Consider the following 21,881-nt stretch of genomic DNA (forward strand, 5'->3'; position numbering starts at 1 on the left):
CTGGAATTGCCCAACGAATGATTGCTCTGGTCCGTATTGCCCTGAGCCGGCCCTACACGTTTGTCGTGCTCGCGCTCCTGCTCCTGATCATCGGACCGCTGGCGGCGCTGCGGACGCCGACCGACATCTTCCCGGACATCCGCATCCCTGTGATCGGCGTGGTCTGGCAATACACCGGCCTGCCGCCCGATCAGATGTCGGGCCGCATCACCACGCCGTTCCAGCGCGCGCTGACGACAACGGTCAACGACATCGAGCACATCACCGCCAATTCCTATAACGGCTTTGGCATCATCAAGATCTTCTTCCAGCCGAACGTCGACATCCGCACCGCCAACGCGCAGGTCACCGCGATCTCGCAGACGCTGATCAAGCAGATGCCGCCGGGCGCGACGCCCCCTCTGATCCAGAACTACTCCGCCTCCACCGTGCCGATCGTCCAGGTGGCGCTCTCGGGCGATGGCCTCACCGAGCAGAACCTCGCCGATATCGGCATCAACCAGCTCCGTACGCCGTTGGTCACCGTGCCCGGCGCCGCGATCCCGTACCCGTTCGGCGGCAAGCAGCGCCAGGTCCAGATCGACCTCGACCCGACCGCGCTCCAGGCCCGCGGCCTGTCCGGCCAGGACGTCGCCAACGCGCTCGCGGCCCAGAACCTGATCACGCCGGTCGGCACCCAGAAGATCGGGCAGTTCGAATACATCATCCAGCTCAACAACTCGCCGCTGAAGATCGAGGAGCTCGGCAATCTGCCGATCAAGACCGTCAACGGCGCGATGGTCTATGTGCGCGACGTCGCGACCGTCAGGGACGGCAACCCGCCGCAGACCAACATCGTCCATGTCGACGGCAACCGCTCGGTGCTGATGATGGTGCTGAAGGCGGGCGCGACCTCGACGCTCGACATCATCGCGGGCATCAAGCAGAAGGTGATCGACGTCAAGGACCAGCTGCCGGACGCGCTCAAGATCGGCTTCATCGGCGATCAGTCGGTGTTCGTCCGCGGCGCCATCGAAGGCGTCGCGTTCGAGGGCGTGATCGCGGCGCTGCTCACCAGCGTCATGATCCTGCTGTTCCTCGGCAGCTGGCGCTCGACTGTGATGATTGCGGTCTCGATCCCGCTCTCGGTGCTCGGCGCCATCATCATGCTGTCGGCGATCGGGGAGACGCTGAACATCATGACGCTCGGCGGCCTGGCGCTCGCGGTCGGCATCCTCGTCGACGATGCCACGGTCACGATCGAGAACATCAACTACCATCTGGAGCAGGGCAAGCCGGTCGAGCAGTCGATCCTCGACGGCGCCAACCAGATCGTGACGCCGGCCTTCGTCTCGCTGCTCTGCATCTGCATCGTGTTCGTGCCGATGTTCTTCCTCACCGGCGTGGCGCGCTTCCTGTTCGTGCCGATGGCGGAAGCGGTGATGTTCGCGATGATCTGGTCGTTCCTGCTGTCGCGCACGCTGGTGCCGACCATGGCGAACTATTTATTGCAGGCGCATGTGCATCACGAGAACGGTCCGCCGAAGTCGCGCAATCCACTGGTCTGGTTCCAGCGCGGTTTCGAGGCTCGCTTCGAGCGCATTCGCGGCGGCTACCACAATTTCCTCGGGCTCGCGCTCGCGCACCGTCCGGTGTTCGTGATCGGCTTCCTCTGCGTGGTCGGCGCGTCCTTCGCGCTGGTCCCGTTCCTCGGACGCAACTTCTTCCCCGCGGTCGATGCCGGCAACATCCTGATGCACGTCCGCACCCAGGTCGGCACCCGCGTCGAGGAGACAGCGAACCAGCTCGCCGACGTGCAGAAGGCGATCCGCAAGCTGATCCCGGGTGAGATCGAAACGCTGACCGACAACATCGGCATGCCGATCTCCGGCATCAACATGACCTACAACAACACCGGCGTGATCGGCCCGCAGGATGGCGACATCCAGATCAAGCTGAAGGAAGGCCACAAGCCGACCGAAGAGCATGTGCGCGTGCTGCGTGAGCAATTGCCGCGGCTGTTCCCCGGCGTCAGCTTTGCCTTCCTGCCGGCCGACATCGTCAGCCAGATCCTGAACTTCGGCGCGCCGGCGCCGATCGACCTGCAGATCCGCGGCGCCAATATCAGCGCCAACTTCGTTTATGCCAACAATCTGCTGGCCAAGGTTCGCAGGATTCCCGGCGTCGCCGATGCGCGCATCCAGCAGTCACCGAACAATCCGACCTTCAATATCGATGTCGACCGCACCCGCGCGCAGTATGTCGGGCTGACCGAGCGTGACGTCACCAACAGTCTCGTGGTCAACCTTGCCGGCTCCTCGCAGGTGGCGCCGACCTACTACCTCAATCCGGACAACGGCGTATCCTATTCGATCGTGATGCAGACGCCGCAATACCAGATGGATTCGCTCAGCGCGCTTCAGACGTTGCCGATCACGGCGGCCGGCAATTCGCAGTCGCCGATCCTCGGCGGCATCGCCGATATCAAGCGATCGACTTCGAGCGCGGTGGTCTCGCAATACGACATCCAGTCGATGGTGCAGATCTTCGCCACGACCTCGGGCCGCGATCTCGGTGCGGTCGCGACCGACATCCGCCAGGTGATCGCCGACACCGCCAAGGAGGTGCCGAAAGGCTCTTCCGTGGTGCTGCTCGGCCAGGTGCAGACCATGAACAGCGCCTTCACCGGCTTGTTGTTCGGCCTGCTTGGCGCGGTCGTCCTGATCTATTTCCTGATCGTCGTGAACTTCCAGTCCTGGTCCGATCCCTTCGTGATCATCACGGCGTTGCCCGCAGCACTCGCCGGCATCGTCTGGATGCTGTTCGCCACCGAGACGACGCTGTCGGTGCCGGCGCTGACCGGCGCGATCATGTGCATGGGCGTTGCCACCGCCAACAGCGTGCTCGTGATCTCGTTCGCCCGCGAGCGCTACGAAGAGCTCGGCGATCCCATCGCCGCGGCGCTCGAAGCCGGCTTCGTCCGGTTCCGCCCGGTGCTGATGACCGCGCTCGCCATGATCATCGGCATGGCGCCCATGGCGCTGGGGCTCGGCGAGGGCGGCGAGCAGAATGCGCCGCTCGGCCGTGCCGTGATCGGCGGCCTGATCTTTGCAACCTTCGCCACGCTGATGTTCGTTCCCGTGGTGTTCAGTATGGTACACAAGAAGCAAGGCGCCAAAGGCGCCGCCTCCCTGGAGCCCCCGCATGTCGCCCCATGAACCCCGCTCCCCGGTGTCGCACCGGAAACTGGGCATTTTCGGCGTGGTGGCGCTAATCGCGGCCGGCTTGGTCGTGGGCACCGGCATCCGCGCCCGCGAGGAGCAGGGCTCCAAATTGAAGGCATGGACCGATGATCAGGCTGTTCCCAGCGTCGCGGTGACGCTGCCTAATGCCAAGGCTCTCAATGCGACCATCGACTTGCCGGGCCGTCTCGAAGCCTATTATCGCGCGCCGATCTTTGCCCGTGTTCCCGGCTATCTCAAAAGCTGGAGCGCTGACATCGGTGCGCGGGTGAAGGCCGGTCAGGTGATCGCCGAGATCGAGGCGCCCGACCTCGACCAGCAACTGCTTCAGGCCCGCGCCGACCTCGCCAGCCAGCAGTCCAGCGCCAGGCTGTCGGAAGCCACCCTCAACCGCCGCAAGACGCTGGTCGCCTCCAACTTCGTCTCCGCGCAGGAGATCGACGAGCGTACCGCCGATCTCTCCAACAAGAACGCGGCGGTTCGCTCGGGCCAGGCCAACGTCGAGCGCCTCGAAGCGCTGGCCGGTTACAAGAAGATCACCGCTCCGTTTGACGGTGTGGTCACGGCGCGCGACACCGACGTCGGTGCGCTGATCAATTCAGGCGGCGGCTCGGGCCCGGCAATGTTCGTGGTCTCCGACATCACCAAGCTGCGCGTCTACATCAACGTGCCCCAGAACTACGTGCCCGCGATCAAGATCGGCGCCAAGGCCGCCATCGTGCTGCCGGAGTATCCGAACCGGACCTTCCAGGCGACGGTGGAGGCCTCCTCGCAGGCGGTTGACGTCGCCTCCGGCACGACGCGCATGCAGCTCGGTCTCGACAATTCCTCAGGCGAGCTGATGCCCGGCGGCTATGCTAGCGTGAAGCTCAGCCTGCAGCGCGACGCCGCGCCGCTCAGCATTCCCGCCAGTGCGCTGATCTTCAACGGCAGCGGCCTGCGCGTCGCAACCGTCGGTCCGGACGACAAGGTCCTGTTCAAGCCCGTGACCATCGCCCGCGATCTTGGCAAGGAGATCGAGCTCGCCTCGGGAATTGCAGCGGATGACCGCGTCATCACGGCACCACCGGACGGCCTCTCCGACGGCGACCAGGTCCGCGTGACCGGCGCCGGCGCCAAGGGCAAGCCCGCGACGGCGTCGGAGAAGCAGGCGCCGAAGGGGTAGCCTCGGTTTCGTAGGGTGGGCAAAGCGAAGCGTGCCCACCATCTCTCTGCGATCCTAAAAAAGATTGGTGGGCACGGCGCAAGAGCGCCTTTGCCCACCCTACGAGAGCTACGCCACCCTCCATTCCGGCACGCCATCTACCGTCATCGTGATCTCGCCGAGCGAACCCACCGGCGTGCGATCCATGTCGAGCAGATGCGCCAGCGTTGCCGCATCGCTCGCGGGAATTCGCGCCAGCGTGCGCCTATCGTTTTCCGTCCGCAGCATCACCACGCCATGCTCGACCTCGCCGCCGCGGCCGTAGAGCACCGTAAAGCTCTCCACCTTGCCCTTGCCTGAGACATCCGTGACGAACTCCGGCACCGCGCGCTTGTTGCTGTCCGCCGCCGCCTGCACGCTCGTCTCCTGTGCCAATGCTTCGCGCGGCGGCACCTTCGACACCACCAGCGCATGATGCTTGGTGACGAAACCGCCCTGGCCGTAGAGCAGGCCGAGCTTTGCGCCGTCGCGCACGCGCCGGACCGTCGCGCAGGCCGCGTGCGTCATGTAGGTGTTGAGCGGCGCGCCGAAGAAGGTGAGGCCGCCAGTCACGGTCGGCTGCACGTCCGCACCTAGACCCAGCGTCCGCCGCGCCATCTTGGGCACGCACGGAAAGCAGCTATAGAGCTCGATCGCGTCGAACTTCCTGCCGTCGCCGCCGGCGAGATCCATCACGGCCTTCAAAACGGCGTTCTGCGGATGGCTCTCGTAAAACTGGTCGCGCAAGAGATAGTCGCGCGGCTCCTCGGCCGAGGCGCCGCCGAGCGGATAGACCAGTCTGTCATCGGCGATGCCGGCCGCACGCGCTTTGGCGAGGCTGGTCAGCAGCAGCGCGCCGCCCATGTTGACGCTCGGGTTGGCAACCATGAGCTTGTTGTAAGGCCACGCGATGAGACGGTTGTCCGCGGTGGGCGTCGTGATTTCGTCAGGCGTATAGCGCCGCTTCAGCCAGGCGTTGGGATTCTGCGCGGCGGCCTCGGAATAGCGTGACCATAGTGTACCCGACTCTGCCATCGCCTCGCGCGGCGTCTGTCCCCAATGGGCGGACGATGCCGCTTCGTAGAACGGATAGACGGTGACGGGGCGGAACACGCCGAGCTTCACGGCCAGCGGCTTCTGGAATGCCGCGCCGCGCTTCGGCTCCTCGACGTCATGGGCGAACGGGGTCCATGGCAGCTTTGCCCCGGCGCGCTCCGCCTTGGTCGCCGTCGACTGTGCCTCCGCGCCGCAAACCGCGGCGACGCTGCATTCGCCGCGCGCAATGCGCTTTGCTGCCTCGTGGATGTAGCGGATCGGGCTCTCGCCGCCGACCGGGCCGTAATAGCAATGCGAAGGCGTGATGCCGAGCCGTTGCGCCAGCAGCTGCTCCGGATCGCGATAGCGCCAGCTCAGGAAGTTGACGATATCGAGCGATTGCACCTCGTCGAGCAGCTTTGCGCCGGCATCTGCTTCCGCGCGCCGCAGCGCCTGTTCGAGCAGGTCGAGCGGCTCGAGGCCATCGGTGACCTCCTTGGGACGGTCGACGATCTCGCCGACGCCGACGATGACGGGGATGCGGTCTTCGGGGGTATGCTTCTTATCTGTCATGCTTCAATTCACGATGTCAGTTTTTTGTCATTGCGCGCGTAGCGAAGCAATCCAGGGTCTTTCCGCGATGGTAGTCTGGATTGCTTCGCTGCGCTCGCAATGACGGTGTGTGGCAATCACTCCGCCACCAGCGCATTCATGTGCTCGACGGCTTCGGCAAACTCTTCCTTGAACTCCTGCACCACCGCACCGGCCGACTTCACGCTGTCGATCAGCCCGACGCCCTGGCCGACGAAGTAACTCACGAGATCGCGCGCCTTGGCGTTGCCGCCCGCCGCGGCGCGGTCGATCGAGTTGAAGGCGTCGCGGCTGACGATACTTTGCAGCGGCATCGGCAATGCGCCGGGGCTCTCGGCTGCGCGGTCCCAGGCGTCGGTCCAGACCGAACGAAGTTGCCGTGCCGGCTTTCCAGTGCGGCCCTTAGAGCGCACCGCATCGCGCGACGATGCCGCGATCATCTTCTCGCGAAAGATCTCCGTGGTCTCGGACTCGACGGTCGCAAGCCACACCGAGCCGGTCCAGGCGCCCGCGGCACCCATCGCCATGCAGGCCGCCATCTGTCGTCCCGTCATGATACCGCCGGCCGCCAGCACCGGCACGTCGCGGATATTCTTGATCGCCTTGATCACCTCGGGCACCAGCACCATGGTCGAGACCTCGCCGCAATGGCCGCCAGCTTCGGTGCCCTGGACCACGAGGATATCGACGCCGGCCGCGACCTGGCGCAGCGCGTGCTCCTTGGCGCCGACCAGGGCCGCGACCGGCACGCCGTGCTTCCTGCCCATCTCGATCATGGCCTTCGGCGGCACGCCGAGCGCATTGGCGATCAGGCGGATCGGGTGGTTGAACGAGACCTCCAGCAGCTCCAGCGCGGTCCTGCCATCGAACGGCTGCGGCTGGTTGTCGGCGACCTCGGTGGTCGTGAGTTCGATGTCGTATTTCTTCAGGAGATTGCGCGTGTAGTTGCGGTGCTCCTGTGGCACGCGCGCCTCAAGGCTCTTCCAGGTGACGTCCTTCTCGCCCGCAGTCGAGATGTTTTCGGGGATCAGCACGTCGACGCCGTAAGGCTTGCCGTCAACGTGCTTGTCGATCCATCTCAGCTCGCGTTCGAGCGTATCCGGCGTGTGCACGGTCGCACCTAACACGCCAAACCCACCGGCGCGGCTGACAGCCGCGACGACATCGCGGCAATGGCTGAAGGCGAGCAGCGGGAAATCGATGCCCAGCATGTCGCAGATCGGCGATTTCATCGTTCTCTCCCGGCGGCCTCGCGTTGCTGTTGTCGCAATCTTGAGCGAAGGCTCATCGACGCTAGACCATCGTCTTGCGCTATGCCAATCCGGATTTGGCGGCGCATCTTGCGTGCACACGCCGTGTTGCGCGAAGCCGTACGCCCGGCTCGACAGATGCGGCTTCTCGTGATGGCCGTCCTCGGCAACGTCGGACGCATGACGCGGTCGCGAGGCCCGCGCCGGACGCAGGGCCGGCAGGGCTTGCCATCCGCCGTCCGCGGGCTAATTAATGCAGACGCATCTTTTTGCCGGAGCCCTCGCATGACCGACACCCCCGCCTACGTGCCGCCCAAGGTCTGGACCTGGAACAAGGAGAACGGCGGACAGTTCGCCAGCATCAACCGCCCGATCGCCGGTCCCACCCATGACAAGGAGCTGCCGGTCGGCAAGCATCCCTTCCAGCTCTATTCGCTGGCGACGCCGAACGGCGTCAAGGTCACCGTGATGCTGGAGGAGCTTCTGGCCCTCGGCCACAAGGGCGCGGAATACGACGCTTGGCTGATCAGAATCGGTAACGGCGACCAGTTCGGCAGCGGCTTTGTCGACATCAATCCGAATTCCAAGATCCCGGCGCTGATGGACCGCTCCGGCCCGGAGCCGATCCGGGTGTTCGAGTCCGGCTCTATCCTGTTCTACCTCGCCGAAAAGTTCGGCGCCTTCCTGCCGAAGGACATCAAGAGCCGCACTGAAGCGATGTCGTGGCTGTTCTGGCAGATGGGCAGCGCGCCCTATCTCGGCGGCGGCTTCGGCCATTTCTACGCTTACGCGCCGACCAAGATCGAATATGCCATCGACCGTTTCGCGATGGAAACCAAGCGCCAGCTCGACGTGCTCGACCGCCGGCTCGCCGACAACGAATATCTCGCCGGCAGCGAATACACCATCGCCGACATGGCGGTGTGGCCCTGGTACGGCGCGCTCGCCAAGGGGCTGGTCTACGGCGCCGGCGAATTCCTGTCCGTGCAGGACTACAAGCACGTGCAGCGCTGGACCGACCAGATCGCCAAGCGCCCGGCCGTCAAGCGCGGCCGCATGGTCAACCGTGTCTCCGGAGATCCCGCCAGCCAGCTTCACGAGCGGCATGACGCTAGCGATTTCGAGACCAAGACGCAGGACAAGACCGGCGAGGTGGCCGCGTCGTAGCCCCTTCCCCTCTCCCCGCGTGCGGGGAGAGGGGAAGAGAGGCAGTTGATCACGCCATGCTCAGCTCGTGGCGTCCCACCACCATCCAGTGCACCTCGTCCGGACCATCCGCGAAGCGGAGATGGCGCACGTCCTGATACATCTCCGCGAGCGGGGTCCAGTGCGAGATGCCCGTGGCGCCGTGCATCTGGATCGACTGGTCGATGATCTTGCAGGCTCGCTCCGGCACCATGGCCTTGACCATGGAGACCCAGACGCGGGCCTCCTTGTTGCCGAGCACGTCCATGGCCTTGGCGGCCTTCAGCACCATCAGCCGCATCGCCTCGATCTCGCAGCGCGCCTGCGCGATGATCTGCATGTTGCCGCCGAGATGGGCGATCTTCTTGCCGAAGGCTTCACGGGTGAGGCCACGCTGCACCATCAAATCGAGCGCCTTCTCGGCCTTGCCGATAGTGCGCATGCAGTGATGGATGCGGCCCGGGCCTAGCCGAAGCTGCGAGATCTCGAAGCCGCGGCCTTCGCCGAGCAGAATGTTCTCCTTGGGCACGCGCACGTTGTTGAAGCGCATGTGCATGTGGCCGCGCGGCGCGTGGTCCTGGCCGAACACGTACATGGGACCGAGCACCTCGACGCCGGGCGTGTCGCGCGGCACCAGAATCTGCGACTGCTGCTTGCTCGGCGCCGCATCCGGGTTGGTCTTCACCATCACGATGAGGATCTTGCAGCGGGGATCGCCGACGCCGGAGATGTAATATTTCTCGCCGTTGATGACCCATTCGTCGCCGACGAGCTTGGCGCTGGTCGAGATGTTCTTGGCATCGGAGGAGGCGACGTTCGGCTCGGTCATGACATAGGCGGAGCGGATCTCGCCGTTCATCAGCGGCTTCAGCCACTTCTCCTTCTGCTCCTTGGTGCCGACGCGCTCCAGCACCTCCATGTTGCCGGTATCAGGCGCCGAGCAGTTCATGCTCTCCGATGCCAGTGGGCTCTTGCCGAGCTCGGATGCGATATAGGCGTAGTCGAGATTCTTCAGGCCCTGGCCGGTCTCGTCGTCGGGCAGGAAGAAGTTCCAGAGGCCTTCCTGCTTGGCCTTGTTCTTGGCCTTCTCCAGCACCTCGAGCTGCTTCGGCGTGAAGCTCCAGCGATCCTCTTTGCCTTCGCCGGCCTTGGCGAATTCGGTCGACATCGGCTCGACGGTGTCGCGGATGAACTTCCTGACGTGATCGTAGAGCGGCCGGACCTGGTCCGACATCCTGAGGTCGTTGAGCTCGTCGCCGGGATTGAGGGTGTAGTTGGTGGTGCGGGGAATATAGGTGTGTTTTGTCATTGTTCCTCCCGGGGTCGCTGAGATCGCGTTGCGCCGGAGAATAGTCGCAGCGTCGCCAAAGTGCGAGCGCGCATTTTTTCCAACGCGAGCCATGCCATGCGATGGAATATCGCGGACGTTTGAAATGTTGTTTGAATGGGCGGCATTCTCGCTGTCATCGCCCGACTTGATCGGGCGATCCAGTACTCCGAGGCGTATGTGATCTATCGAGAAGCTGCGGCGTACTGGATGCCCCGGTCAAGCCGGGGCATGACAGCGGTGGTTGCGGCCGGCCTAGCTTGCCATCCGGTGCATCGCGCAGATCTTGTTGCCGTCGAGGTCACGCAAATAGGCAATATAGAGGTTGACGCCCGGGCCTTGACGGATACCAGGAGGATCTTCGCAAGGAACGCCGCCGGCGGCGATGCCGGCCGTATGCCATGCATTGACCTGTTCCGGCGAGTTGGCGGCAAAGCCGATGGTGCCGCCATTCGCAGGCGTCGCCGCTTCGCCGTTGATCGGCTTTGTGACCGAGAACACGCCGGTCTTGGTAATGTAGAAGATGCGATGGCCGTCGACCCGCGCCGGCCGCACCTCGAGCGTGGACAGCAAATTGTCGTAGAAGGCCTTGGCCTTGTCGAGGTCGTTGGTGCCGATCATGACGTGTGAAAACATGTGCCCGTTCCCCTCATTATGAAAATCAAAACGCCGTATAACCGCCGTCGATCACGAACGTATCCGCCGTGTGGTACGACGAGGCCTTGCTCATCAGATACACCGCGATGCCGCCGAAGTCGCTGGCCTCGCCGAAGCGCCGCACCGGAATTCGCGGCATCACGTTGGCGACGAATTTCTCGTTGGCCATCAGGCCCGAGGTCATGTCGCTCTTGATCCAGCCCGGCAGGATCGCGTTCGCGGTGACGCCGTGACGCGCCAGCTCGACGCCGAGCGCACGCACCAGCGCGTTGATCGCGGCCTTGGTCGCGGCATAGTGCTCGTTGCGCGCGGTGCCGAAGATCGAGGCGAGGCTCGAAGTCGCCACCAGCCGGCCGAAGCGATCGCCGGCCTCGGCGCGCGCGGTCATGTGTTTTGCGGCAGCCTGGAACGCGTGGAACACGCCGTCGAGATTGGTCGCAAACATCGTGCGCCATTCTTCCTCGGTGCGTTCGATAAAGGAGCGCCGGCCGCCGCCGCCGATGCCGGCATTGGCGAAGCAGCCGTCGACCCGGCCGAATGTGTCGAGCGTGGCCTTCATCGCGGCATTGACCGAGGCCGGGTCGGTGACGTCGCAGACCCGCGTGTCGACCTTGCCTGATAGCCCGGCCAGGCTCGCGGCAGCGGCCTTGTTCTTGTCAGCATTCCGGCCCCAGATCGAGACGTTGCAGCCCTGGCCGGCGAGCGCCTGCGCGATGCCCAGCCCGATGCCGCCATTGCCGCCGGTGATCACGGCGACGCGTTCCGAAAGGTCGAAAAGGTTCATGGCGCGTTTCCTGTTTTTGCTTCGTGCGCATCAGCCGCTGCGCGCAAGATTGCTTGCTATGCTCCGATCACCATGGACAAGACCGCGCCAAAAATCAAATATGCGCCCCGGCAAAAGCAATTCCGGTCTGCGAAACTGGTGCAGGCCGCAACTCACGAGGAAACCATGCAGTTCAAACACGTCACGCTCGATCTCGATGGTTCGGTCGCGATCCTCAAGCTCGACCATCAGGAGGTGATGAACGCGGTCTCCGTGGACATGCTGGGCGGTCTCTCAGAAGCGCTCGACACGATCGAGGAGAAGAAGGACGAGGTGCGCTGCGTGGTGCTGACGGGCGCAGGGCGGGCGTTCTGCACCGGGGCGAATCTCCAGGGCCGCAACAACCAGTCGAAGAAGACCAAGGCCGGCCTGACGCTCGAGACCGGCTTCCATCCCTTCCTGCGCCGCATCCGCAATCTGCATTGCCCGATCGTGACCGCGGTCAACGGCCCGGCGGCCGGCGCCGGCATGAGCTTCGCGCTGCTCGGCGACATGATCCTGTGCGCGCGCTCGTCCTATTTCCTGCAAGCGTTCCGCCGCATCGGTCTGGTGCCGGATTGCGGCTCGACCTGGCTCTTGCCGCGGCTGATCGGCAAGGCACGCTCGATCGAATTGTCGTTGATGGGCGAGCGGCTCCCGGCCGATAAGGCGCTGGAATGGGGCCTTGTGAATCGCGTCTATGATGACGGCGTGCTGATGGAGGAGGCGATGAAGCTTGCGCGCGACCTCGCCAGCGGCCCGACGGTCGCGCTGTCGCTGATCCGCAAGCTGTACTGGGACAGCCCGGAGAATTCCTTCGAGGATCAGCTCAATCTCGAATTTCAGTGCCAGCTCCATGCCGGCGACACGGATGATTTCCGCGAAGGTGTTGGCGCCTTCCTAGAGAAGCGTCCGGCGCAGTTCAAGGGCAAATGATCGAGGCTGAGCTTTCCCGCAGCGTTGCGCGCTGGTGCGAGGGGGCGACCGGCGTGACCGGCGCGGCCAAGCTGTCCGGCGGCGCCAGCCAGGAGACCTGGCGCTTCGACATCGTGCATCCCGACGGGCCGATCGGTGCGATCCTGCGCCGCTCGCCGAAGGGGTATGGCGCGGCGCCGACGCGCGCGGCAGGTCTCGGCGCGGAGGCGCAGCTGATGCAGCTTGCCTATGAGGCCGGCGTGCCGTCGCCGCGCGTGATGCATGTGCTCACGCCGGACGACGATCTCGGCACCGGCTTCATCATGCAGCGGGTCGAGGGCGAAACCATCGCGCGCAAGATTCTGCGCGACGACGAGTTTGCGGCGGCGCGGCCGCGTCTCGCACGGCAGATCGGCGGCGTGCTCGCGAAGCTGCACGGGCTGCCGCGGGACAAATTGCCCGAGCTGCGCAGCCGGTCCGCGACGGAGGAGATCTCTGAGTTCGAACGCGATTATCGCAGCCTGGACTGGCCCAAACCCGTCTTCGAGCTGGCGCTGCGCTGGCTCCGCGACCACGATCCGGGCCCTTCGGCCGAGACGACGCTGGTGCATGGCGATTTCCGCAACGGCAATCTCATCATTGGCGCCGACGGCCTGCGCGCGGTGCTGGACTGGGAGCTCGCCCATCTCGGCGATCCCATGGAGGATCTCGGCTGGGTCTGCGTCAACTCCTGGCGCTTTGGCGAGATCGACAAGCCGGTCGGCGGCTTTGGCTCGCGTCAGGAGCTGTTTGCCGGCTATGAGGCGGCTGGGCGCAAGGTCGATCCATCGCGTGTCAAATTCTGGGAAGTGATGGGCACGCTGCGCTGGGGCATCATGTGCGGCGGCATGATGCAGCGCTTTCGCGAGGGCCCGGACCATTCGATGGAACGCGCCATGATCGGCCGCCGCGCTTCCGAGACCGAGATCGATCTGTTGCGGCTGCTGGCGCCGCGGGGGAGTTGACCATGCAGGACGAGCCGACCCCGATCGAGCTGACGAAGTCAGTCGCCGATTTCCTCCGCAACGACATCGCGCCGCTGATCTCCGGCCACCAGGCCTTCAAGCTGCGCGTCGCCATCAACATCCTCGACCTCGTGACGCGGCAATTGACGCTGGAGGAGGGGAGCGACGCCGCTGAGGCGGAGCGGCTGCGTGCTCTGCTCGGCATGGACGGCTCGGTGACCGATCTCAACCGCACGCTGGCCGAGCGCATCGCCAAGGGCGAGGTCGATCTAGCGACGCCCGGCCTTGCCGAGCATCTGTGGCAAACGACCATGGACAAGCTTGCGGTGGACCAGCCGAATTACGCGTCGTACAAACGCGAACTCTCGCGAAGCGGGTAGGCGGTACTACACTCTCTGCTGTCATCGCCCGCGAAGGCGGGCGATCCATGTATCCAGAGGCGGCATTGATTGAGCCGAGAAGCCGCGGCGTACTGGATGCCCCGGTCCAGCCGGGGCATGACGGCGGTGATGAGCCGAGCGACCCTTCACTTCCCCACCCATTTCGGCGGCCGCTTCTCCGCAAACGCCTTCGGACCCTCGATGTAGTCCTGGGACGCAACCATCGCCTTCACGGCCGGATATTCCCGCTGCTCCTCGATCGCCTGCTCCAGCGACACGCCGAGGCCCTTCTGGATCGCCTGTTTTGACGCGCGGATCGACATCGGCGAATTCTTGGTGATCATCTCGGCCCAGCGCAGCGCGGCCGTCAGCGCTTCGCCCTGCGGCACCACCTCGTTGACGAAGCCGAGTTCGAGACCCTCCTTGGCGCTGACATGGCGCGCGGTGAGGATCATGCCCATGGCGCGCTTGAGTCCGATCTGCCGCGGCAGCCGATGCAGCCCTCCGGCGAGTGCGGCCAGCCCCACGCGGGGCTCGGGCAGGGCGAAGGTCGCGTTCTCCGAGGCGATGATGAGGTCGCAGGCGAGCGCGATCTCGAAACCGCCGCCCATGGCGACGCCGTTGACCGCGGCGATGATCGGCTTGTCGCAGTCGAAGCGCGCAGTGAGGCCGGCAAAGCCGCCCTTGTCCCAGCCGCGCTTGCCGCCGGCCGCCTGCCACTTCAGATCGTTGCCGGCGCAGAACGCCTTATCGCCGCTACCGGTGACGACCGCGATCCATTGCTCGGGGTCGGCGGAGAAATCGTCAAATACCTTTTGCAGCTCGAAATGCGCGTCGGTGTGCAGCGCGTTGTAGACCTCGGGCCGCGACAGCGTCACGATCGTGATCGGCCCCTTGCGTTCCACCTTGGAAAATTTCAGCTCCATCGTGCGCTCCCGCAGTTTCTCGTGAAGGAATATTGCCGGAATACTACCGCGCCTCCGCGCTGGAGCACCATCGAATTGCGCAATGCGCCTTGCGCATCTCACACGTCTCCCATTGCTTGACTTGGCGGCGCTCTTCTCACCTTAATCGTGCGAAGCAAAGCTGCGCCCAGCGCCTTAACGCAAAACGAAAAAATCATCCGGGAGAGAGCCGTGGATTTCTCGCTGCCTGCCGATCTCGTCGCCTATCTCACAGAGCTCGACCTTTTCATCGAACGCGAGATCAAGCCGCTGGAGGCGGTCGACGATAACATCCGCTTCTTCGATCACCGCCGCGAATGGGCGCGCACCGATTTCGAGAATGGCGGCCTGCCGCGCCACGAATGGGAGGCGCTGCTGCGCAAGGCCAAGGATCTCGCAGACGCCGCCGGTCATTTGCGTTTTGCGGTGCCGAAGCAATATGGCGGCAAGAATGGCTCCAACCTCTGGATGGCGGTCATCCGCGAGCACTTTGCCGCCAAGGGGCTCGGCCTGCACAACGACCTCCAGAACGAGCATTCCATCGTCGGCAACTTCCCAGTCGCCACCATGCTCGATCGCTACGGACGCGACGACCAGAAGGCGATGATCGACGGCTCGATCAAGGGCAAGTACCGCATCACCTTCGGCCTGACCGAGCCAAATCACGGCTCCGACGCCACCCATATGGAAGCGCGCGCGGTGCCCGCGACCCGTGACAACGTCAAGGGCTGGATCATCAACGGCGAGAAGATGTGGACGACCGGCATGCACGTCGCCACGCATTGCGCGCTGTTCGCGCGCACGTCAGGCAATGACGGCGATGCCCGCGGCATCACCTGCTTCCTGGTGCCGGCCACGAGCCATGGCGTGAAGATCGAAGAGTATATGTGGACCTTCAACATGCCGACCGATCATCCCCGCGTCAGCTTTACGGACGTGTTCGTGCCGGAGGATGCGCTGTTCGGCGAGGACGGTCGCGGCCTGTCGCTGGCGCAATGTTTTGTCCATCAAAACCGCATCCGGCAGGCAGCGAGTTCGTTGGGGGCAGCGGTCTACTGCATCAACGAGAGCGTGAAGTATGCGCGCGAGCGAAAACCGTTCGGCAAGGCGCTGGCCGAGAACCAGGCGATCCAATTCCCGCTGGTCGAGCTTGCGACGCAGGCCGAGATGCTGCGCCTGTTGATCCGCAAGACCGCCTGGGAAATGGACAAGCTCACCGAGGAGCAGATCGAGCGCACGCTCTCCGACCGCGTCTCGATGTGCAACTACTGGGCAAACCGCCTGTGTTGCGAGTCTGCCGACCGCGCCATGCAGGTTCACGGCGGCATGGGCTATTCACGCCACAAGCCGTTCGAGCACATTTACCGCCATCACCGCCGCTATCGCATCACCGAGGGCAGCGAGGAGATCCAGATCCGCAAGGTAGCGGGATTTTTGTTCGGCTATATGGGGCCGGGGAAGCATTGAGGGATTGTTGCGCGCAGTCTCTCCCCGGAGTCGTCCCGGCGAAGGCCGGGACCCATTACCCCACGGAGAAGTCGTTGCGCGAGACGGCAACTCCGAGTTTTCGCAAAACCCAATCCTGTGGCTATGGGTCCCGGCCTTCGCCGGGACGACGATGTGGCTGGAGTGGTGCTAATTCACCCTTCTATCCTTCCCCGCCCAATACGGCTCCCGCAACTGCCGTCGCAAAATCTTGCCTGAGGGATTGCGCGGCAGCGCCGGCAAAAACTCCACGCTCTTCGGCGTCTTGAAGCCGGCGATGCGCTCGCGCGTGAAGTTGATGATGTCGGTGGCGGTCGCCTGCTTGCCGGGCTTCATCACCACAACGGCCTTCACCGCCTCGCCCCATTTGTCGTCGGGTATGCCGATCACGGCAGCTTCCGCGACGTCGGGATGATCGCACAGCGCGCTCTCGACCTCGGCCGGGTAGATGTTTTCGCCCCCGGAGATGATCATGTCCTTGATGCGGTCGTGGATGTAGAGATAACCGTCTTCGTCCATGTAGCCGGCATCACCCGTGCGCAGCCAGCCGTCGCCGCGCAGCGTCGCGGCGGTCGCTTCCGGCAGGTTCCAGTAGCCGGCCATGTTGGAGCCCGAGCGCGTCGCGATCTCGCCGACCTCGCGCGGCGGCAGCGGCTTGCCGTCAACGTCTAGGATCGCGATCTCGACGCCCGGCAGCGCCTTGCCGGCCGAGCGCATCCGCTCCAAGCCCTCGATATGATCCTCCGGCGGCAGCGCGACGATGGTGCCGGTGGTCTCGGTCATGCCGTACATTTGCACGAACCCGCATTTGAAGATCTCGATGCATTCTTTCAGCAGCGCCGCCGGTATCGGCGAGGCGCCGTACAGCATGTATTTCAACCGGGAGAAATCGATTGTCTTCGCGCGCGGCTGCCGCACCACGAACTGCATCGCCGCCGGCACCATGAACAGCTTTGTGATGCCGGACTGCTCGAAGAAATCCAGCACCTTGGTCGGATCGAACTCGCGCGCGATCACGCCGCGGGCGCCGTGGTAGAGCCCCATCACGCCCCAGCCGGAGCCGCCGATATGGAAGATCGGCATCGCGACCAGCGACACGTCGTCGGTCGACCATCGGTTCCACTCCGGCTTGTCCTCGGCATTGCCTGTTTGCACCAGGTTGAGGAAGTTCGCATGCGACAGCATCGCGCCCTTCGGCTTGCCTGTCGTACCCGAGGTATAGAGCTGGATCGCGATGTCCTTAGTGTCGATCGGCACCTTGGGATCGTCGCCACTCTGTGCATCGCGCCAAGCTGTAAAATCCTGCCATTCCGGCGCGCCGCCTTCGGTGGTGATGACGCTGCGCACGCCCGGCAACTGGTCCTTGATCTGGCGGACCTGGGTGATGAACTCAGGTCCCACGAACAGCACCGGCGCTTTGCAGTCGCTCACGATGAAGGCGACCTCGGGGCCCGCGAGCCGCCAGTTCACCGGCGCCATCACCACGCCGGCCTTCATGGCACCCATCAGCAGCTCGAAATAGTTGTCGCTGTTCTTGCCGAGATAGGCGATGCGCTCGCCCTTGTTCACACCCATCGCGATCAGCGCATTGGCGACGCGATTCGTCTTGATGTCGAACTCGGCGAAGCTGGTGACACGACCTTCGAACTCGAAGGCGATGGCATTGCCGCGGCTCTTGGCGCGCTCGCGCACCATGTCGGCGAGGTCAGCCAATGGCTGTGTGGTGGACATGTCTCTCCCGTGACGTCTTGTTCTTATGCCGCGGAGTGTGGCGTCATCCGCGGGCGAAGACAAGATGGGAGAGGGTACGCCATGGCTTCAGCGTCGTCGTCTTGGCGAAAGCCAGGACCCATAGCCACAAAACGCAATTCGGCGAAGACTGGCCATGGCCAATCTTCGCCAAAGAACATTCGGTGATAATGGGTCCTGGCTTTCGCCAGGACGACTACGGAGAGAGCCTCAGCCCCGCTTCGCACGGTCCTTTTCATTCTGCGCCATGATGCTCTCGCGTGCGGTTTTCCAGTCGTCGTCGCTCCAGTCGCGGAGCTGGTAGAAATTGCCGCCCATCGCGAGCGCCTGCGCGCCGTCCATGGCGATGGTCTCGCCGCTGATCCAGTCGCAACCGCCGGAGATCAGGAACACGGCGACGTTCTGCAATTCCTCCATGGTGCCGACGCGGCCCATCGGGTTCATCGCCTTGGTGCGCGCGCCGGCTTCGTCACCGGGCTTGATGCGCTTGCTCATGCCCTCGGTCGGGATCTCACCCGGCGCGATCGTGTTCAGCCGGATGCCGTAGCGGCCCCATTCGGTGGCGAGCGACATCGTCATGGCATGGATCGCCGACTTGCTCATCGCCGACGGCACCACGTAAGGCGATCCGTTGCGCACCCAGGTCGTGGTGATCGAGACGACGTTGCCGGGCTGCTTCAACGCGATCCAGCGCTTGCCGACCGCCTGCGTCACGTAGAACGTGCCGTGCATGACGATGTTGGCGACGGCGTCAAAGCCGCGCGGCGACAGCTCCTCGCTGCGCGAGATGAAATTGCCGGCGGCGTTGTTGATGAGGTCGGTGAGGGGGCCGTCGCGAAAGATGGTCTCGATCATCTCCTCGACCGCGAGCGCGTTGCGGATGTCGACGCCGTGGCTGGTGACGCGGCCGCCATGCTCGGCCATCAGCTCGGTCGCGGTCTCGTCGCAGACGATCTTGCGCCGGCCGCAGATGTGGACTTCCGCGCCGAGCTGGAGAAAGCGCGCCGCCATCGACTTGCCGAGCCCGGTGCCGCCGCCGGTCACGAGGATGCGCCGCCCCGCCAGAAGATTTTCCTTGAACATGGCTGTTTCCCCCGTCGCGATTGTCGGTTAATTGATCGATTGACTAAATCCGGCCGCCGGCTTCCTGTAAAGCGGCACCGAACAAGAACAGCCGGGAACCAGGGGAGAATTCATCCATGGAAGAGCGCGTCTCGATCTCGATCTCGGAAGGCGTCGCCGACGTGCGGCTGGTGCGCGCGGACAAGATGAATGCGCTGGATCAGGCCATGTTCGAGGCCCTTGTGGCCGCAACGGATCGGCTTTCGAAGGAAAAAGGCGTGCGCGTCGTGGTGCTGTCCGGCGAGGGCCGCGCCTTCTGTGCCGGTCTCGACATGGGGCGTTTTGCCGCCATGAAGGAAAAGGGGGGCAATGGAATTCCGGGTGGCGAAAATCGCGACCTCACCAAACGCACGCACGGCCAGGCGAATTTTGCGCAACAGGCCGTGTGGGGCTGGCGCCAGCTTCCGGTCCCCGTGATCGCGGCGATCCAGGGCGTCGCCTTCGGCGGCGGCTTCCAGCTCGCACTCGGCGCCGACATGCGCTTCCTCACGCCCGATGCGCGAATGTCGGTGATGGAAATCAAATGGGGTCTGGTACCCGACATGGCGGGCACGCCGATCCTGGCTTCGCTCGTGCGCGACGACATCTTGCGCGATCTCACCTACACCGGCCGCATCTTCTCCGCGCAGGAGGCGATGGCTTACGGTCTCGCCACGCGCATCTGCGACGACCCGCGCGCTGCCGCGCTCGACGTCGCGCGCGAGATCGCGGGAAAAAGCCCCGATGCGATCCGCGCCGCGAAACGCATGCTCAACAATCTCTCGGTCGATCCGGGCCCCGCGCTACTCGCCGAGTCCGTCGAGCAGCAGAAGTTGATCGGCAGCGCGAACCAGACCGAGGCGGTGCGTGCCAATCTGGAGAAGCGCGCGCCGAAGTTTGCGGATTAGCGCAGACCTCATCCCGAGGAGCCGCGAAGCGGCGTCTCGAGGGATGGGCCACGGGCTCTCATGGTTCGAGACGGCGCCTTGCGCCTCCTCACCATGAGGGGCAACTTCAACAACAAAGAAAAACAACAATGAGCGAAACCTCAAATTTCCTCGGCATCGTCTCCGGCGGGCGCAGCCGCTCCCATGCCGAGGTCGCTGATCGTGCCGACCGCATCGCGAGCGGTCTCAGCCAGATCGGCGTCAGGCAGGGCGATTGCGTCTGCATGCTGATGCGCAACGACATCGCCTTCATCGAAGCCGCCTATGCCGCCATGCGGCTGGGCGCCTACGGCGTGCCGATCAACTGGCACTTCAAGCCGGAGGAGATCAACTACATCCTGAACGACACCGGCACCTCCGTGCTGATCGGCCATGCCGACATGCTGCATGCCTTGCGCGATGCGATTCCCCAAGGCGTCACCGTGCTCAGCGTGCCGACGCCCCCGGAGATCCTGTCCAGCTACAAGATCGATCCCGATCATCTGAAGACGCCGGACTTCGCGATCGATTTCGAATCCTGGCTCGCAGAGCACCAGCCCTATGACGGCCCGGTCGGGCCGCAGCCCATGAACATGATCTACACCTCGGGCACGACAGGCCACCCCAAGGGCGTACGGCGCAACGCGCCGACGCCGGAGCAGGCGGCTGCCGGCGAGCGCATGCGCGCGATGATCTACGGGCTCAAGCCCGGCGCCCGCACGATCCTGCCGGGCCCGCTCTATCACTCCGCGCCGAACTCGTTCGGCATTCGCGCGGGAAAACTCGGCGGCGCACTGGTGCTGATTCCCCGCTTCGAGCCCGAGGAATTTCTCGAGCTGATCGAGCGCTACAAGATCGACACCATCTTCATGGTGCCGACCATGTTCATCCGCCTGATGAAGCTGCCGGAGGAGGTGCGCAAGCAATACGACGTCTCCTCGCTCCGCCACATCATTCACGCCGCAGCACCCTGTCCGGCGGACGTCAAGCGCGCCATGATCGAATGGTGGGGGCCGGTGATCTATGAATTCTACGGCTCGACCGAATCCAGCGCCGTCACCTTCGCGACCTCCGAGGACGCGCTGAGGAAGCCCGGCACCGTCGGCAGGATTTCGCCCGGCGCCGAGCTGCGCTTCATCGGTGAGGACGGACGCGTGCTGGGTGTAGGCGAGATCGGCGAGATCTACTCGCGCATGGCCGGGATGGCCGATTTCACCTACCACAACAAGCCGGAGAAGCGCGCCGAAATCGATCGCGACGGCTTCATCACCTCCGGCGACGTCGGCTATATCGACGAAGAGGGCTACGTCTTCATCTGCGACCGCAAGCGCGACATGGTGATCTCGGGCGGCGTCAACATCTATCCGGCCGAGATCGAGTCCGTGCTGCACGCGGTGCCCGGCGTGCATGATTGCGCGGTGTTCGGCATCCCCGATGCCGAGTTCGGCGAAGCGCTGATGGCGGTGGTCGAGCCGCAAGCCGGCGTTACGCTGGATGCCGCCGAAATCCGCACCCGCCTGAAGGCCTCGCTTGCCGACTACAAGGTCCCAAAGCACATCGAGATCCGCACCGGGCTGCCGCGCGAAGACTCCGGCAAGATCTTCAAGCGGCGCCTGCGCGATCCCTATTGGGAGCAGGCGGGGCGGAAGATCTAGCGGTGCGTAGCCCGGGTGAGCGAAGCGATACCCGGGATAACAACCAGTAAGACCCGGATGTCGCTTCGCTCATCCGGGCTACACGAGCACGCGAATACGTGAGCGGCTTTATCGATCGCAACCTCGCGCATCGTGCTATACTCACGGGATCATTGACCTTCGGATCATCCCATGGCTCCCGTTTCCATCCTGCTAAACCTGCTCTGGATTCTCATTGGCGGCGCCTGGATGGCGCTCGGCTGGCTGGTCGCTGCGGTCATCATGGCGGTCACCATCATCGGCCTGCCCTGGGCGCGGGCGGCGTTCAATATCGCCGTCTACACGCTGATGCCGTTCGGCTCGCGGGCGGTCAGCCGCTATGAGGTCACCGGTGTCGAGGATGTCGGCACCGGCCCGCTCGGGGTGATCGGCAACATCATCTGGTTCGTGCTCGCCGGCTGGTGGTTGGCGCTCGGCCACCTCTTCACCGCC

18 protein-coding genes are annotated in these 21,881 nt (G+C 64.4%); 10 read left to right on the forward strand and 8 right to left on the reverse strand.

Annotated elements, in window-relative coordinates:
* The first annotated feature begins 17 nt into the window (after positions 1 to 17).
* Positions 18 to 3,197, forward strand: a complete 3,180-nt coding sequence (locus IVB32_RS34615) for an efflux RND transporter permease subunit (RefSeq protein ID WP_247412840.1) — start codon at positions 18 to 20, stop codon at positions 3,195 to 3,197.
* Positions 3,184 to 4,386, forward strand: coding sequence for an efflux RND transporter periplasmic adaptor subunit (locus IVB32_RS34620; protein WP_085362316.1), 1,203 nt, complete (start codon positions 3,184 to 3,186; stop codon positions 4,384 to 4,386). Before IVB32_RS34615 ends, IVB32_RS34620 begins: the two co-directional genes overlap by 14 nt.
* 108 nt (positions 4,387 to 4,494) lie before the next feature.
* On the opposite strand, the gene IVB32_RS34625 is transcribed toward IVB32_RS34620, so the two are convergent.
* Both IVB32_RS34625 and IVB32_RS34630 read right to left on the reverse strand, forming a co-directional pair.
* Positions 4,495 to 6,012 carry an acetyl-CoA acetyltransferase gene (locus IVB32_RS34625; protein ID WP_018456979.1) on the reverse strand — a complete coding sequence of 506 codons (1,518 nt, stop codon included), beginning with the start codon at positions 6,010 to 6,012 and terminating at the stop codon, positions 4,495 to 4,497.
* Between the two features lie 116 nt (positions 6,013 to 6,128).
* On the reverse strand, positions 6,129 to 7,262 hold the full coding sequence (locus tag IVB32_RS34630) for a nitronate monooxygenase (RefSeq protein WP_018456978.1): 1,134 nt from the start codon (positions 7,260 to 7,262) through the stop codon (positions 6,129 to 6,131).
* 303 nt (positions 7,263 to 7,565) lie between these two features.
* On the opposite strand from IVB32_RS34630, the gene yghU reads away from it, so the two are divergent.
* Positions 7,566 to 8,447 (forward strand): glutathione-dependent disulfide-bond oxidoreductase, encoded by an 882-nt coding sequence (gene yghU, locus IVB32_RS34635; RefSeq protein WP_018456977.1) that lies wholly within the window; start codon positions 7,566 to 7,568, stop codon positions 8,445 to 8,447.
* A 49-nt stretch (positions 8,448 to 8,496) separates the two neighbouring features.
* Here the strand turns inward: yghU and IVB32_RS34640 are convergent, their stop codons facing one another.
* From IVB32_RS34640 to IVB32_RS34650, 3 genes are all read right to left on the reverse strand, one after another.
* Positions 8,497 to 9,774 carry an acyl-CoA dehydrogenase family protein gene (locus IVB32_RS34640; protein ID WP_018456976.1) on the reverse strand — a complete coding sequence of 426 codons (1,278 nt, stop codon included), beginning with the start codon at positions 9,772 to 9,774 and terminating at the stop codon, positions 8,497 to 8,499.
* Positions 9,775 to 10,047: 273 nt separating this feature from the next.
* Positions 10,048 to 10,428, reverse strand: coding sequence for a VOC family protein (locus IVB32_RS34645; protein ID WP_007593712.1), 381 nt, complete (start codon positions 10,426 to 10,428; stop codon positions 10,048 to 10,050).
* Between the two features lie 25 nt (positions 10,429 to 10,453).
* Positions 10,454 to 11,233: an SDR family oxidoreductase gene (locus IVB32_RS34650; RefSeq protein ID WP_018456975.1), complete on the reverse strand. Its 780-nt coding sequence runs from the start codon at positions 11,231 to 11,233 to the stop codon at positions 10,454 to 10,456.
* Between the two features lie 165 nt (positions 11,234 to 11,398).
* Here IVB32_RS34650 and IVB32_RS34655 point away from each other — a divergent pair, with 165 nt between their 5' ends.
* The 3 genes from IVB32_RS34655 to IVB32_RS34665 are packed head-to-tail and all read left to right on the forward strand — an operon-like array spanning position 11,399 to position 13,550.
* Entirely contained in the window at positions 11,399 to 12,187 is a 789-nt protein-coding gene (locus IVB32_RS34655; RefSeq protein WP_026233276.1) for an enoyl-CoA hydratase/isomerase, read from the forward strand.
* Positions 12,184 to 13,170 (forward strand): phosphotransferase family protein, encoded by a 987-nt coding sequence (locus IVB32_RS34660; RefSeq protein ID WP_018456973.1) that lies wholly within the window; start codon positions 12,184 to 12,186, stop codon positions 13,168 to 13,170. Before IVB32_RS34655 ends, IVB32_RS34660 begins: the two co-directional genes overlap by 4 nt.
* A 2-nt stretch (positions 13,171 to 13,172) precedes the next feature.
* Entirely contained in the window at positions 13,173 to 13,550 is a 378-nt protein-coding gene (locus IVB32_RS34665; protein WP_026233275.1) for a DUF6285 domain-containing protein, read from the forward strand.
* A 146-nt stretch (positions 13,551 to 13,696) separates the two neighbouring features.
* Here IVB32_RS34665 and IVB32_RS34670 read toward each other — a convergent pair whose 3' ends face one another.
* Entirely contained in the window at positions 13,697 to 14,476 is a 780-nt protein-coding gene (locus IVB32_RS34670) for an enoyl-CoA hydratase-related protein (protein ID WP_018456971.1), read from the reverse strand.
* 210 nt (positions 14,477 to 14,686) lie between these two features.
* Between IVB32_RS34670 and IVB32_RS34675 the strand changes: the two genes are divergently transcribed.
* The gene (locus IVB32_RS34675) at positions 14,687 to 15,961 is read left to right on the forward strand and encodes an acyl-CoA dehydrogenase family protein (RefSeq protein ID WP_018456970.1); all 1,275 of its coding nucleotides are present in this window, start codon (positions 14,687 to 14,689) and stop codon (positions 15,959 to 15,961) included.
* A 168-nt stretch (positions 15,962 to 16,129) separates the two neighbouring features.
* Here IVB32_RS34675 and IVB32_RS34680 read toward each other — a convergent pair whose 3' ends face one another.
* Positions 16,130 to 17,710, reverse strand: a complete 1,581-nt coding sequence (locus IVB32_RS34680; protein WP_026233274.1) for a fatty acid--CoA ligase — start codon at positions 17,708 to 17,710, stop codon at positions 16,130 to 16,132.
* 228 nt (positions 17,711 to 17,938) lie between these two features.
* On the reverse strand, positions 17,939 to 18,811 hold the full coding sequence (locus IVB32_RS34685; RefSeq protein WP_018456968.1) for an SDR family oxidoreductase: 873 nt from the start codon (positions 18,809 to 18,811) through the stop codon (positions 17,939 to 17,941).
* 116 nt (positions 18,812 to 18,927) lie between these two features.
* Between IVB32_RS34685 and IVB32_RS34690 the strand changes: the two genes are divergently transcribed.
* The 3 genes from IVB32_RS34690 to IVB32_RS34700 form a co-directional block, all read left to right on the forward strand.
* Complete coding sequence (locus IVB32_RS34690) at positions 18,928 to 19,737, forward strand: crotonase/enoyl-CoA hydratase family protein (RefSeq protein WP_018456967.1); 810 nt, start codon at positions 18,928 to 18,930, stop codon at positions 19,735 to 19,737.
* Between the two features lie 128 nt (positions 19,738 to 19,865).
* Positions 19,866 to 21,410, forward strand: coding sequence for an acyl-CoA synthetase (locus tag IVB32_RS34695; RefSeq protein WP_018456966.1), 1,545 nt, complete (start codon positions 19,866 to 19,868; stop codon positions 21,408 to 21,410).
* Between the two features lie 171 nt (positions 21,411 to 21,581).
* A partial coding sequence (locus tag IVB32_RS34700) for a YccF domain-containing protein (RefSeq protein WP_247412841.1) occupies positions 21,582 to 21,881 on the forward strand: 300 nt, incomplete at its 3' end.

This window comes from Bradyrhizobium sp. 23, assembly GCF_023073295.1.
GTDB lineage: Bacteria > Pseudomonadota > Alphaproteobacteria > Rhizobiales > Xanthobacteraceae > Bradyrhizobium > Bradyrhizobium canariense_D.

Excerpts from the sequence above, each read along its gene's own strand:
- IVB32_RS34615 (WP_247412840.1), top strand. The coding sequence starts at position 18 with ATGATTGCTCTGGTCCGTATTGCCCTGAGCCGGCCCTACACGTTTGTC.
- IVB32_RS34620 (WP_085362316.1), top strand. The coding sequence starts at position 3,184 with ATGTCGCCCCATGAACCCCGCTCCCCGGTGTCGCACCGGAAACTGGGC.
- IVB32_RS34625 (WP_018456979.1), bottom strand. The coding sequence starts at position 6,012 with ATGACAGATAAGAAGCATACCCCCGAAGACCGCATCCCCGTCATCGTC.
- IVB32_RS34630 (WP_018456978.1), bottom strand. The coding sequence starts at position 7,262 with ATGAAATCGCCGATCTGCGACATGCTGGGCATCGATTTCCCGCTGCTC.
- yghU (WP_018456977.1), top strand. The coding sequence starts at position 7,566 with ATGACCGACACCCCCGCCTACGTGCCGCCCAAGGTCTGGACCTGGAAC.
- IVB32_RS34640 (WP_018456976.1), bottom strand. The coding sequence starts at position 9,774 with ATGACAAAACACACCTATATTCCCCGCACCACCAACTACACCCTCAAT.
- IVB32_RS34645 (WP_007593712.1), bottom strand. The coding sequence starts at position 10,428 with ATGTTTTCACACGTCATGATCGGCACCAACGACCTCGACAAGGCCAAG.
- IVB32_RS34650 (WP_018456975.1), bottom strand. The coding sequence starts at position 11,233 with ATGAACCTTTTCGACCTTTCGGAACGCGTCGCCGTGATCACCGGCGGC.
- IVB32_RS34655 (WP_026233276.1), top strand. The coding sequence starts at position 11,399 with ATGCAGTTCAAACACGTCACGCTCGATCTCGATGGTTCGGTCGCGATC.
- IVB32_RS34660 (WP_018456973.1), top strand. The coding sequence starts at position 12,184 with ATGATCGAGGCTGAGCTTTCCCGCAGCGTTGCGCGCTGGTGCGAGGGG.
- IVB32_RS34665 (WP_026233275.1), top strand. The coding sequence starts at position 13,173 with ATGCAGGACGAGCCGACCCCGATCGAGCTGACGAAGTCAGTCGCCGAT.
- IVB32_RS34670 (WP_018456971.1), bottom strand. The coding sequence starts at position 14,476 with ATGGAGCTGAAATTTTCCAAGGTGGAACGCAAGGGGCCGATCACGATC.
- IVB32_RS34680 (WP_026233274.1), bottom strand. The coding sequence starts at position 17,710 with ATGTCCACCACACAGCCATTGGCTGACCTCGCCGACATGGTGCGCGAG.
- IVB32_RS34685 (WP_018456968.1), bottom strand. The coding sequence starts at position 18,811 with ATGTTCAAGGAAAATCTTCTGGCGGGGCGGCGCATCCTCGTGACCGGC.
- IVB32_RS34690 (WP_018456967.1), top strand. The coding sequence starts at position 18,928 with ATGGAAGAGCGCGTCTCGATCTCGATCTCGGAAGGCGTCGCCGACGTG.
- IVB32_RS34695 (WP_018456966.1), top strand. The coding sequence starts at position 19,866 with ATGAGCGAAACCTCAAATTTCCTCGGCATCGTCTCCGGCGGGCGCAGC.